The 13,657-nt window shown below is 49.8% G+C and carries 11 protein-coding genes and 1 tRNA gene; 6 read left to right on the top strand and 6 right to left on the bottom strand.

Translation table 11 applies throughout. The features are described 5' to 3' along the window. The 5 genes from VH86_RS26095 to VH86_RS06795 form a co-directional block, all read left to right on the top strand. On the top strand, positions 1–576 hold a 576-nt coding region (locus tag VH86_RS26095), incomplete at its 5' end, for an RHS repeat-associated core domain-containing protein (RefSeq protein WP_231647152.1). Between the two features lie 12 nt (positions 577–588). After that, entirely contained in the window at positions 589–1,569 is a 981-nt protein-coding gene (locus tag VH86_RS06810) for a hypothetical protein (RefSeq protein WP_045832338.1), read from the top strand. Between the two features lie 662 nt (positions 1,570–2,231). Then, positions 2,232–2,429: a hypothetical protein gene (locus VH86_RS06805; protein ID WP_045813565.1), complete on the top strand. Its 198-nt coding sequence runs from the start codon at positions 2,232–2,234 to the stop codon at positions 2,427–2,429. A 776-nt stretch (positions 2,430–3,205) separates the two neighbouring features. Next, positions 3,206–3,688, top strand: coding sequence for a type VI secretion system tube protein Hcp (locus VH86_RS06800; protein WP_045832337.1), 483 nt, complete (start codon positions 3,206–3,208; stop codon positions 3,686–3,688). A gap of 17 nt (positions 3,689–3,705) precedes the next feature. Further along, positions 3,706–4,572 (top strand): hypothetical protein, encoded by an 867-nt coding sequence (locus VH86_RS06795; protein WP_045813563.1) that lies wholly within the window; start codon positions 3,706–3,708, stop codon positions 4,570–4,572. A gap of 593 nt (positions 4,573–5,165) precedes the next feature. Here the strand turns inward: VH86_RS06795 and VH86_RS06790 are convergent. Beyond that, positions 5,166–5,241 (bottom strand) — tRNA-Asn (locus VH86_RS06790). A 308-nt stretch (positions 5,242–5,549) separates the two neighbouring features. On the opposite strand from VH86_RS06790, the gene VH86_RS06785 reads away from it, so the two are divergent. Next, a complete protein-coding gene (locus VH86_RS06785) occupies positions 5,550–6,671 on the top strand; it encodes a Gfo/Idh/MocA family protein (protein ID WP_045832336.1) in 1,122 nt (373 codons plus the stop codon). Between the two features lie 840 nt (positions 6,672–7,511). Here VH86_RS06785 and yegS read toward each other — a convergent pair. The 5 genes from yegS to VH86_RS06760 form a co-directional block, all read right to left on the bottom strand. Further along, positions 7,512–8,411, bottom strand: coding sequence for a lipid kinase YegS (yegS, locus tag VH86_RS06780; protein ID WP_045832335.1), 900 nt, complete (start codon positions 8,409–8,411; stop codon positions 7,512–7,514). A gap of 232 nt (positions 8,412–8,643) precedes the next feature. Continuing rightward, positions 8,644–10,011 carry a tRNA 5-hydroxyuridine modification protein YegQ gene (yegQ, locus tag VH86_RS06775; protein WP_038645904.1) on the bottom strand — a complete coding sequence of 456 codons (1,368 nt, stop codon included), beginning with the start codon at positions 10,009–10,011 and terminating at the stop codon, positions 8,644–8,646. A 140-nt stretch (positions 10,012–10,151) separates the two neighbouring features. Further along, positions 10,152–10,859 (bottom strand): two-component system response regulator BaeR, encoded by a 708-nt coding sequence (baeR, locus tag VH86_RS06770; RefSeq protein WP_038645906.1) that lies wholly within the window; start codon positions 10,857–10,859, stop codon positions 10,152–10,154. A gap of 3 nt (positions 10,860–10,862) precedes the next feature. After that, a complete protein-coding gene (baeS, locus tag VH86_RS06765; RefSeq protein WP_045832334.1) occupies positions 10,863–12,254 on the bottom strand; it encodes a two-component system sensor histidine kinase BaeS in 1,392 nt (463 codons plus the stop codon). After that, positions 12,251–13,657: an MFS transporter gene (locus VH86_RS06760; RefSeq protein ID WP_045832333.1), complete on the bottom strand. Its 1,407-nt coding sequence runs from the start codon at positions 13,655–13,657 to the stop codon at positions 12,251–12,253. The genes baeS and VH86_RS06760 overlap by 4 nt, the downstream gene beginning before the upstream one ends.

Here is a 13,657-nt window from a genome sequence, read left to right as displayed (position 1 = left end):
CAGGGACAGTACCTTGACCGGGAAACGGGTCTACACTATAACACTTTCCGATACTATGACCCGTGCGGTGGGCGTTATACGCAACTGGACCCGATAGGGTTGATGGGTGGGTTGAATTTGTATTTGTACGTAACTGATCCTATCACAATTATTGATCCTTTAGGATTAATGCCATTACAAAACCCTGTTAATCAAGGGCATCATATGGTTCCTCATGAAGTAGCGACTCATTTAGAAATTACGCCATTTAACTCGCAGACCAATGTTCCTGCGATGTATTGGGATAGTTCACAGTGGTCGAATATTGAGCATAGTGCGATGCATGGATATAATGGTATCGGTACAAGCACTAAACCATTAGTTAAACCTTCAGCGGTGATAAAGTCTGGGATGACTAAAGAAGAATGGCTAACTTCTCTGGAGACTCATTATAATAATCCAGAGTTAAAAAATATTCGTGGAGATGTACACTTGATTACATCAGCAGGTAGAAAAGGACAGCTTTTAGCAAAAAATGTAACAGCTGCTGAAGCCTGGATAGTTACCCAAAATTGGGCTAAAGAAGTCAAGTGTTAAGGGGGCTTTAAAATGCACAAGGTATACGCTGTAGATAGCGCTGGCTCGATAAAAAATGCAGAATTAATAAATCAATTTAACCGTGAAGACTCTATTGAACTGACTCAATTCATACCTGAAAATTTTATCGGTAAGGTTGTTTTTAGTATTGAGGAGGTTGATTTATTAAATCAAAGCATTGTATCCATTAAAGATAATTATAGAATACAACTTGAACATGAAATTAATAGTGATTTTATTTTTAGAATTCAAACTAATGATGCATATATTAATGATTTCTATAACGATTCTTTTAAAATAAATTCGCATGAAAAACGATATTTGTATGTTGTTAGTTCAATTGACATACCGTTCATTGCTAAAGGTGGTGTGCCAGAATCAAAAGAAAGATATGTACGGATGTCTGAGGTGTTAAATATTTTTATAGTTTCTGCGAAAAACAACGGAAGCGAGATATTACCATGCCCGCCTAGTCAGGTTTTTGATGGGTACGGTACGTTAGGTTTTGCTGTGGTAGATATTAGTAAGTTTGATAAGTATATATCTATGAATGCAGAATCGAATGATCTTATAGAAGAGTTTACAACGACAGAAATTGCTAATGAGCTTTTCGATAAAGGACTAATGATACTAAGTTGGGGGCACACTCCTTGGGTGTATTATGTGAATTCAGTAAACTATGATAAAGTCTCCCCCCTTATTGGCGAGCAGACAATTTATTCAGGTATTTATAAGCTTCAAAATACATCGGGTTATTACAGCGTTATCCCAGGTAATGAACTTAAGAACTGGCATGAATGTAAGAAAAAAAAATGGCCAGTAATCTCATTAGATGGTGAAGGGGATTTTGTAAGTTTGACCTTATACATCAAAAGCGCCTTTTCTCAGAGTGATAGTAATTATCCGATTCCGACATTCCATCTCCAGAGATTAGAAAGCGAAGGCGAGACTGTGAATCCATTACTTGAATCCAATATTTTATATTTACAATGAACGAATTAATGCCAGGTGAATTGAACAAATATTTCACCTGGTTGTTCATGTTGAAGTATCATTTTTTTGAGATCCTTGGATTCATTTTCCTACGTCTGATCTTAACTAATCGCAAAATACGATATTACCCACTATCATTTATCAGTAACGCCTTCAAGGAAATTAATTATTAATGTCCATTCAACCTTGCAGATCAGATAGGTTTCAGGGATAGTTTGAATTTGAATGCATATGCGTGAAACCACTGGGCTTGAATGGATACTTACCGTTTGTTGCTTTAAGCTAACGTACTCATATTTTATGGAATTTGCTCAGAAGAAATCAAGGTAATATTGGTCTTTTACCATCCTCTGTAACTGATAAATTATGTGATCTACAGTTCAAATTATTGAATGATTTCCAGGGGCATGTGTGGAGTGGATTAGGAACTAATTTATATTTATTTCAGAGATTGAGCCCTTCCAATTTGAGCCGAATAAAAGTGGTAAAGTGCCAATCGCTCATAAGTCCCAATGGAATGGAAAGAGTAAATTTTATTTACTTTATCATTGAACCCCCATCCAACATGGTGGAGGTTTCTATAATGTTGATAATATTATTATTACTACGCCAAGATATCATTTGAATGTACTAGATCGCGCTTACCATTTTTGAGGTTATATATGCTGAAAAAAGAACTTATTGAGCTAATTGAAAAAATACAACGCAGTGAAGGTACTGAAGAAGAAGTGGATAATGATATTGATGTTCTGTGCAATAGTGTTGCAGATCCCCAGGCAGCTAATTATATCTTCCAGGAAGACCTAAGCGCTGAAGAAATAGCGGATAGAATACTGGATTATAAGCCCATCCAGTTATAATAAAAAAGCCACTGATCTGAGCCAGCAACGTCTCGATCTGCTGCCGGGTCTGTCTGGCGTCCCGCTTCTGCTGCATATAGCGGGCCACTACCTCATTCACACGGGCCAGGCTGAAATCTTCGGATAGCCGCCCATTACCTGCACGCGAATGCGCATACCCATACTCACCTCAAACACCGTCTGAGTCAGTCACTTCCCGGCAATGTTCGCCTGCGGCGTGCTCCGGTCTCCCCGGTGCGAGCGGTATCCCAGAACATACTGCCGTTCCCGATTTGCAGCTTTATCTGCGGTAGTGCCGCGTTCCAGTCACGATAATTTCCTCGCTTAGTTACTATGGAGAGCAGTGATCAGGGTTGTCCACCCTTTATTGCCGCGTTAAAATCTGTTCAGATCAGCACGCGGCTTGCAATTATTTCTTCCAGGAAGGCCTAAGCGTTATAGAAATAGCGGATAGAATATTGGATGATGAGCCCATCCATTTTTAACAAAAAGACGTATGCGAACTCTACGATCCCTCGGCTTATTATATTTAGCGGTAATAAATCAGAGTGAGTTAGCCCTGTTCAACTTTCACCGTTACCTTCTGTCCGCCTCAAATTAATTCTAGATCTTTAAAATGTTAACAAACTGATTAGTTGTAATGGTCCTGAGCATGAAAGCTCCTTTTAAGAAATGTCCTAGAATGAGTTAGTATTGGTCCAAATAGTTGAAATAAAGATTGATTAAGATTATTAATTAATACCGTTAATCATTCTATATAAGCAAAGGAGCCTAATATGGCCGTAGATATGTATCTGAAAGTAGAGGGAGTCAATGGTGAATCTAACGACTCAAATCATAAAAACTGGATAGATATTCAGTCCTTTAACTGGGGAGCCAACCAACCAGGTAATATGTCAGTAGGTGGTGGCGGGGGCGCAGGCAAAGTTCAGTTCAGCGACTTTGCTGTGCAGGCTTTTATTGATAAAAGTACACCGGCCATTATGAAGTTTTGCGCATCTGGTAAGCACGTTAACAGCGTAGAACTGTCAGTATGTAAAGCCGGAGGCCAAAAAGTTGAATATGCCCGCATAGTACTCGAAGATGTCCTGGTCACTGGCTGTAAATTCACTGGCGTTGGAAGTACCGATAAAATCATGGTCAGTTATTATTTCCAGTCGGCAAAAGCCAATGTTCATTACTGGGAACAGACAGAACAGGGTACGAAAGGTGCAGAAACGCAAGCGGGATGGGATATTAAACAGAATAAAGAAATTTAATTACTGGGGGCTTCAAAATGGCTGGAATAGCATCCTCTATAACCAATGCTATCAATAATGGCGGTTCATTCAATAGTTCAGAGATGGAATTATTGGTTGATATTATCAATAATACTCATGACGATGATTTATATAGTTTTGCGAATGATGATGTTGAACAGGCTATGAAAACCTATACATCACTTCTTGCAAACAGCAGTGGTCGTGCTTCTGTAAGAGGTGATGATCTTGAAATGGGGTTATTAGCAAACAGAGCTAATTTAGTCCTGTCGACGCCAGACAATAAAGGTTTTTATAATAAATATAAATCTGGCAATTCCGAGTGGTGGAATCCATTAAAGGTTAGAGATGTGTATAACAAGTCATCAAGAGACTATCTCTGGGAGATTTTAGCCCCAATTGGGACCTTTTTGACTTCAGGCAGCACAATTGCCGCAATAATGAGAGAAGTAAGTGTTAGGGTGGCGCTGTACTCTGCCGGTTCAACTTCAATATTTGTATCTTTATTATTAATCTTGAGATCTAGAAATAAAGACGATCAACTTAAAAATAATAAAGATCTGATGAACTCATTTAAGTCTCTTGCCAAAGCCAAAATTGAATTAAATAAATCTTATTTAAAGATGCTTTCAAAGCTAAGGAATGATTTAGGCCCCCATGTAAAGGATGATAAAAAGGAAGATACCATAGCTAATCTAAATAGTGATTTAGGTCTGTGGAATGCGAGTTCTAACATGAGGAGCTTTGTAAACGAAGGGTTTCTTAAAGTTTCGGGTGATGCTAACCCTCAGATTAAAATAGAAGGTAATGATTGGTTTATTAAATTTGATGACAGCATGACATTTAGCAAGAAAGATGTGGAAATTCTTGAGAGGCTGTCTTAATCACTTGCCATTATCGGTATTAGTTACGGCGCAGTTGCGCTTTATATTGTGCGTAATTCGTAAATGCCTTTACAAGTCTCAAATTGTATTCTGCATGCTAAGCTATGGCCAAGAGCAACAGTTTTGGCCTTTTATCCCTCTGCATTTTAGCAGATATCCACAATTCAACACTATTATGTCCAGGACTTGCACCATACTCTAAGCCGGGATCTTCAAACAGATTTTTATCGCCAGTGCTTCCCAGTTAAAATCGTCCAAGATATTAAAGGTATAGAATGGTACGCCATAGATCACTTCTGATTTGGCGCATAACGTGTGGCTAGCGGTGCAGGGCAAAGCATCGACAAAATTGCTTACACTTGCAAAGGGAATTCGGTTTCAGCTTGCAGTAGATGCGGTGAGCAAGTTTATTACCTAATCGATCAATATTCGCATGTGATGGGTCTTTGTCTATGTCTATCTGACACCAGATTTGACCACCAATTTTCCCCGATGCGGAGGGTAAAATAAAAGTACATCGGGAAGAGTTTTCACGCTCACCCGTTGAATCAAAATAATGCAGAAATTCGCAAGGATGCATGAGAACTGGAAATTGGCTCCTCTGACTGGACTCGAACCAGTGACATACGGATTAACAGTCCGCCGTTCTACCGACTGAACTACAGAGGAATCGTTTGGAACGGGGCGCATAATAACGAGCAGGCTCTGGGTTGTCAAAGGCCTTTTCCACATTTTTTACTGACTGCTGAATAAAGCGTCAATTTTGTGCTTCTCTTCCCTCTCACGCGGCGAATTACCCTCGATATCGGGCCTGTTTGTGATGTAAGTCACTAATGCTATGCAAAATTACATTCTGATTTGTCGATTCTGTCGAATACCTCGCATGTATGATCACAGATATTTCATTTCGTCGTTGTCGGAGCCAAAAGCGAAACATATATTCCAGATCAATTCCCACCCACAACTCCAGGTGCAGCATGAACAAAGTCAGAATCGGTATGATCGGCAGTGGTTACATTGGTCGTTGTCACGCCATTGCTTACGCGCAGGCCCCCACTGTTTTCGCACTGAAAGGTGAAATCGTGCGGGAAATGCTGGCAGAGGTGAACCCGGAACTGGCCGCGAAACAGGCGGCAACCTTTGGCTTTGCCCGTTCAACCGGCGACTGGCATGAGCTGGTACGCGATCCCAACATTGATGTGGTCGATATCTGCGCGCCGAACTTCCTGCATAAAGAGATGGCGCTGGAAGCGATTCGTAACGGCAAACACGTTTACTCGGAGAAACCGCTCTCTCTGTCCGTGGCCGATGCAGAAGAGATGGTGCAGGCCGCGCAGCAGGCAGGCGTCAAAACGCTGGTGGGCTTCAACTATATGAAAAACCCCACCAGCCAGCTGGCGCGTGAAATCATTGCGCGCGGTGAGATTGGTGACGTGATTCATTTCTACGGTACGCATAATGAAGATTATCTGGCGCGTCCGGAAACACCGCTCGACTGGCACTGCCAGAAAGCGCTGGCCGGTTTAGGTGCGCTGGGCGATCTGGCGGCGCATATCGTCAATATGGCGCACTATCTGGTCGGGGATATCGAAGAAGTCAGCGGCGATATGATGACGGTGATTAAACAGCGTCCCGATCCGAAAGATCATTCACGTTTGTTGCCGGTTGAGAACGAAGATCAGGCCAGCGCGCTGCTGCGCTTTAAAAACGGTGCGCACGGTGTGTTTGAAACTTCACGCATCGCCTGCGGCAGCAAAATGGGCCTGACCTATGTGGTCACTGGCACCAAAGGCACCCTGCGCTACACCCAGGAGCGTATGGCCGAGCTTGAGCTGTATATCCATGATGAACCCGCTGGACGTCAGGGCTTCAAAACCATTCTGACCGGCCCGGCCCATCCCGATTACGCCAACTTCTGCGTATCAGCCGGTCATGGTATTGGTTTTAACGATCAGAAAACCGTCGAGATCCGCGATTTAATCAACGGTATCGCGGCAGGCGATCGCATGTGGCCTGATTTTGCCGAAGGCTTGCAGGTACAGAAAGTACTGGAAGCGGTCGCGGTGTCCGCCGTCGAGCGTCGCTGGATGAAGGTGTAACGGCCATTAGTTAGGCTCATGCCCTAAACCGCACATGAGCTAATCAGCAGACCAGGGAGAGTGCTGGTCAATTAAGGCTTTATTCGCAAATGCTGCCACTGTCAAAAGTGGCGGCATTTTGTTTGGCGAAAATACTGATGTACTGATGTGCTGATGTGCTGATGTGCTGATGTGCTGATGTGCTGATGTGCTGATGTGCTGATGTGCTGATGTGCTGGCCCTGGCACCTCTGCGGCTGCAAGGGCCGTCCTCGCGCCGCTGACGCGGTGCCCTCGGCTTCCACGTCGTGCCGACGGACCGTTCGGGTAAGGCCGTCCTGGCCAACCCGAACTGCCAGCCGCATCCATGCGGCTGACTCCTGGCTCAACGTAAAAGCCTCAGCGCTGCGGATAGCGCTTGCAGCCGCAGAGGCGCCCTGGCCTCCACTATCGTGCCCTTTTTCACAATACGCACTTAAGCTTCAGAGCAGGCTGGGGGCCGTTCTGGGGCAGGCATTTCGCAGCGCTGAACGGAATGAGGAAGCCAGGAGAGCCAGCATGGATGCTGGCGAAAGGCGCAGCCGGAACAGGGATGTTCCGTCTGCGCCGGTCCGTCAGGCTGACGAGTGAAGTGAAGGTACCGCGTCAGCGGCGCGAGGACCGCCAGGCCCAGAACGGCACCCAGACTGCGTTACCGCCTGCAACTCAGACTGCGTTACCGCCTGCACCCCAGACTGCGTTACCGCCTGCAACTCAGACTGCGTTACCGCCTGCACCCCAGACTGTCTTACCGCCTGCAACCCAGACTGTGTTACCGCCTGCAACCCAGACAGCTTATCACCTGCCTCTCAACTGACAAACATCACGCCAGCAGTGGGCACTGCGGCGGCAGACGGCAGCTCAGCGCGCCGGGCATCACTTCAATTTCAAATTCGCTGCCGGTCAACGGCTCGCCATCCAGATTAAACGTCATCTCATGCGGGGAGCGAATGCGTAGCGACTGCAACTGCGCCGAGACAATATTCGGGTTCTCATCATTGCGCGTCAGCGAATGCAGCAGCGTTGGCAACAGCTCCTGCGCGGTCACAATGCTCAGATTCAGCTGCCCATCATTGATCAACGCATCCGGACACAACTTCTGCCCGCCACCCGCCTGACGACCATTACCAATGCCGATCACCAATGCATCGCCTTGCCACGCAAAGCCCGGTCCGCTGATCTCACAACTATCCGGCTTCAGCGCATCCACCCGCATCAAACCGTGAATAAAGTACGACACGCCGCCCAAAGCCGATTTCAATTTCTCCGGCGTCTCCGTGGTGATACGCGTGCCAAAGCCGCCGGTGGCCATATTGATAAAATAGCGATCGCCATTCACGCGCGCCAAATCAATCGCGCTGGCTTTGCCCAACACCGCCAGACGCAGTGCCGGTTCCATCTCCGCTGGAATACCGACGCTGGTGGCGAAATCATTGGCCGTGCCAAGCGGCAGAATACCCAGCGCCGGACGCTGCTCTGCAGCCACCGCCGCCAGCGCCGTGGCGATCTCATTGATGGTGCCATCGCCGCCACCGGCTACCACGGTTTCAGCCTGCAACGCCACCGCTTCCTGCACGTAACGGTCGCCGTCGCCCTTTTCCCAGGTCACGCGCACCGCCAGATTAAAGCCTTCCTCACGCAGCGTATTAACCGCCGCACGCAAATCTTCATTGCCCGCGCCTTTTCCATTGAGGATCAGCAGCGTCAGTGGTTTGTTTTGCATAATCAGTTCCTTGAGGCGAAATACGATGCAGTGGTTATAGCATAGCTGGACAGGGAACTTTATCGGCGGGCGATGAAAAAAAGAAAACCCGCACGGGGGAGCCGGGCGGGTGAATGAGGTGGTTCCTGGTACTACCTGCTGTTTATTGTTACTCGTTAGCAGCAGGCGGGATTCTAAAGCGAGGCGCAGCGGCGGTCTGTGATCCTGTTCTAACTTCGCGCCTTTCTTTTCATTATGTGCGCTTTTTTCCGTGCGGATCGTAGGTGCTATTGCCATCAGTAAAATTACGCATCAACAAGGCAAAGGCCAGATCCACCGATTCTGGTACCGGGATCCACACGCGATGCCCATCGCCCGGTGCCACCTCCACCGCCGCGCCTTTATCATTTTGCATCGATTCCAGCGTACAGTTCAGATTGCCTTGCGGCGTCATGATCTCTACGGAATCCCCGAGCAGAAACTTATTCTTCACCGCGATCTGCGCCCAGTCACCGCGACGCTCACCGGTAAATTCCCCGACAAACTGCTGGCGTTCGGAAACGGAGAAACCCTGCTCATAGTTCTGATAACTGTCATGAGTATGACGACGCAGGAAACCCTCGGTATAGCCGCGATGCGCCAGACCTTCCAGCGTCTCCAGCAGCGCCGGATCGAACGGCTTGCCGGCTGCCGCATCATCGATGGCGCGACGATACACCTGCGCGGTGCGCGCACAGTAATAAAAAGATTTGGTACGGCCTTCAATTTTTAATGAATGCACGCCCATCTGGCTCAGGCGCTCGACGTGGGCCACCGCGCGTAAATCCTTTGAGTTCATGATGTAAGTGCCGTGCTCATCTTCAAAAGCACTCATCACTTCACCAGGCTTCATCTTCTCTTCTAACAAAAATACGCGGTCGGTCGTCGCGCCAACGCCCAGCGTGGGCTCCTGCACCTCCACCGGCTGATGGAAACCGACAATATTGCCCACCTCATCCTGTTTGCCTTCCTCCACTTTATATTCCCAGCGGCAGGCGTTGGTGCAGGTGCCCTGATTAGGATCGCGCTTGTTGAGATAACCCGACAGCAGGCAGCGGCCGGAATAGGCCATACACAGCGCGCCGTGCACGAAGATCTCGATCTCCATCTCTGGCACCTGCTGGCGAATTTCTGCAATCTCATCCAGCGACAGCTCGCGCGACAAGATCACGCGGGTCAGCCCCATCTGCTGCCAGAACTTCACGGTCGCCCAGTTCACCGCATTCGCCTGCACTGACAGATGAATCGGCATCTCAGGAAAGGCTTCGCGCACCAGCATAATCAGGCCGGGATCGGACATGATCAGCGCATCGGGCTGCATCTCCACCACCGGTGTCAGGTCGCGGATAAAGGTTTTCAGCTTGGCGTTATGCGGCGCGATGTTCACCACCACGTAGAATTTCTTGCCCAGCTGGTGGGCTTCTTCAATGCCTTTGGCCAGTACTTCGTGGGTGAATTCATTGTTGCGTACGCGCAGGCTGTAGCGCGGCTGACCGGCATACACCGCGTCAGCGCCGTAGGCAAAGGCATAGCGCATATTCTTCAGCGATCCCGCTGGAGAAAGGAGTTCGGGTTTAAACATGGAGGGAAATCTCACTGATGTCAGGTCAGCATGCCATCGGCGATGGCAGGTGCACGAGCCGCATCAAACGGCCCTGCAAAAGGTGGGGAATTGTAGGCAGGGCCGCCGCTGAAGTAAATTGATCTACATCAAGCTAAGCGCTACATCAGGCGACAGACGTCCGCTTCCCAGCGATAACCCATGCCGTACACCGCGCGAATAAACGGCTGTTCCGCATCGAGGTTTTCCAGCTTACGACGCAGGTTTTTGATATGGCTATCGATAGTACGGTCGGTGACCACGCGATAATCGTCATAAAGATGGTTCAGCAACTGTTCGCGCGAGAACACTTTACCCGGCTCCAGCGCCAGGGTTTTCAGCAAGCGGAATTCAGCAGGGGTCAGTTCCAGTTGCTGTTCGCGCCAGCTGGCCTGAAAACGTCCTTCATCAATCAGCAGATGCGAGGCGAGTTGCGCCTCTTCCGGCGAACGTTTTACGCGGCGCAGAATGGTTTTCACACGCGCCACCACTTCACGCGGGCTGAAAGGCTTGCAGATGTAATCGTCTGCGCCAATCTCCAGCCCCAGCAAGCGGTCAATCTCCTCGGTGCGCGCGGTGACCATGATGATCGGCAGCTCAGAGAAACGGCGGATCTCGCGGCACAGCGTTAAGCCATCACGGCCTGGCAGCATCAAATCCAGCAGCATCAAATCCGGCGGCGAGTGCTGCACATAGCTCAGCACCTCATTGCCATCCGCAATATGATGAGTGCGATAGTTGGACGCCTGCAGATAATCAATCATCAGCTGCGCCAGTTTGGGTTCATCTTCAACAACAAGGATCAGTGGATCGTGATTATCCGGGCTCATAAGCTATTTCTGGTGAGGAACATACGGCAAGTTTAGCGCGATTTGCAGCCCACCTAAATCAGAGTGATCCGCAGAAATGCTGCCGCTGTGTGCTTCAACAATGTTTTTACAGATCGCCAGACCCAATCCAGAGCCGCCGCTGGCGCGATTGCGTGAACTTTCAGCCCGGAAAAAACGCTCAAAAAGATGTGCCTGATGCTCAGCGTCCACGCCAGGCGCGCTATCCGCAAAGCGTAACTGCCAGTATTCGCCGTGTTGCTGCAGGCTGACCCGTACTTCGCCACCGGCATCCGTGTAACGCAGGCTATTCTCCAGCAGATTCGTGAACAACTGCATTAATCGATCGGGATCGCCAAAGCTTTCCGCTTTGGGCGGCAGTGCGAGAGTGAGCGTCAAATCCCGGCTGCGATAGCGCTCGCCGAAGCTGCCCGCCACCACTTCCAGCAGATTCACCACATCCACCGGCTGTTTACGATAGGCGAGGGCGCCCGCGTCAGACAACGACAGCTGATGCAGATCGTCCACCAGTTTGGTCAGCACCACCACTTCGCTCTGCAGTGAGGTGATGGCTTCCGGCGTCAGCTTGCGCACACCATCCTGCATCGCTTCCAGCTCACCGCGCATGATCGCCAGCGGCGTGCGCAGTTCGTGGGAGATATCGGCCATAAAAGCGCGGCGGTTACTTTCGTTCTTTTCCAGCGAACTGGCGAGCTGGTTAAAATCACGCGCCAGCTGGCCGATTTCATCACTGCTGCCCACTTCCACCCTTGTGGAAAATTTACCTGCCGCCAGCTCGTGGGTGCCATCCACCAGCCGTTTCACCGGGGCGAGCAAGCCACGCGCCAGCAGCCAGGTGACCAGCGCCGCCAGCAGCGTGGTGAGCGTGACGATCATCCAGCTGGTACGCCGCTGCTGCAGATCAAAGTTGATATCGGTGCTGCGCGTTAGCCGCTCAGCGGGCGAGGCGATCACCCAACCCACCACTTTGCCCGTGCTGGTGGTGATGTTGCGACGGGTGCCTTCCGGCGGCACCGGCGAGTGCGGCCCGGACAACACTTTATACTGCTGATCAATAATCCAGAATTGGGTGCGCCAGCCGTGTGGCGGTAGCTGCGTACTGCTGCCGGGATTTTGTTCCATCGAACGCAGAATGGTAAAAATCAGCCGATCGTTGTTCCGCAGGAAATCCCAGTCGCCGTGCTGCTCGTACTGATCCGCCAGTGCATCGCTCAAGAGGGTTAAGCGTTGCTCATTGCCCTTTTTGATGTAATCGACAAAGCCATGCTCAAAGCTGAGGCGTACGCCCCAGTGCATGGTGATGATCACCAGCATACAGGTGGAAAAAATCGCCACAAACAGCTTGGCGCCAATGCCGAGTTTCACCGGCTGCTTCATGCTTTTCTCCTGCCTCTGAGATCCACGTTCTTACTCACATCTTTGGGTACGCGCCAGAACACCAGTGCCGGCAACACAATCACTAACGCCATGCACAGATAGGTATAAATAAAAGTTTGATGCGCGGCGGCGCTGTTGGTCACGGCACCGTGTGCGAAGGCACCCAGCAGTAATCCGGCCACCGTGACGCCAATACTCATCGACAACTGCATGATCATCGAGAGCAGGCTGTTGCCGCTGGAGGCCAAATCATCCGGCAACTCTTTCAGCGTTAAAGTATTCATTGAAGAGAAGCGGATGGCATTCACCATCCCTTGCAGTAGCAGAACCACCGGCAGCATCCACACCCAACCGAGCAGCGCCACAGCCGGGAACAGCAATACCACCAGCGCCAGCGCGACTGTCGCACCGACCAGCGCATTGCGGTAGCCGAACAGATTCACGATGCGCACCACCACGCGTTTGGTGCCCATGTTGCCCAGCACCATCGGGATCATCATCAATCCGGCGTGAAATGGGCTGTAGCCGAGGCCCACCTGCAGAAAGATTGGTGTCATAAACGGCAGCATGCCGCTACCGATACGGCCGGTGAAGCTGCCGAGCAGGCCAATCGAATAAATACGGTTGTCGAACAGCTTGAGGCTAAACAGCGCATTGTCGTTATTGCGGCCGTGCATCAGGTAGAACAGCAGGGAGAACACACCGACCAGAATCAACATGCCGAGCAGCAGCGGGGAACCGCCGGTGCTGCGTTGGCCGTCGAGCGCCAGCGTCAACGTTGCCATGCCAACCGCCAGCAGCACAAAGCCGAGGAAATCAAAGCGTTTGGTCTGCATGGTGTAATTGGGCATCAGCATTAGGGTGGCAATCGCGCCGATAATGCCCACCGGAATGTTAATCAGGAAAATCCAGTGCCAGCTGGCGTACTGCACCAAAATCCCACCCAGCGCCGGGCCGAGCAGCGGACCGATTTGACCGGGCGTGGTGACAAAGGTCATCGCCGACATGTACTGTTCGCGCGGCACGATTTTCATTACGGTCAAACGCCCCACCGGCACCATCATTGCACCGCCCACGCCTTGCACCACACGCGCCATCACCAGTTGATCGAGTGAGGTGGAGAAGGCGCACAGCACCGATCCGATGCTGAACAGCACAATGGCGCAGAAGAAAATGTTGCGCACGCCGAAGCGGTCCGCCAGCCAGCCGCTGATCGGCAGTGTCACCGCCACCGTGAGCACATACGACACGATCACCGAATGCATGTTGAGTGGGCTGACGTTGAGGTCGCGCGCCATCGAAGGGATGGCGGTATTCACGATGGTGGTATCCAGCGCCTGCATAAAGAAGCCGAAGGCGACGATCCACAGCTGCCAGCGCACGGTGGCATTTTGCGAGTTCAT

Origin of the sequence: Pantoea sp. BL1 (assembly GCF_000963985.1) — a bacterium.
In the GTDB taxonomy this organism is placed as follows: domain Bacteria; phylum Pseudomonadota; class Gammaproteobacteria; order Enterobacterales; family Enterobacteriaceae; genus Pantoea; species Pantoea rwandensis_B.
The sequence above is the reverse complement of the archived record's forward strand: the minus strand, read 5'-3'. Positions and strand labels throughout refer to the sequence as shown.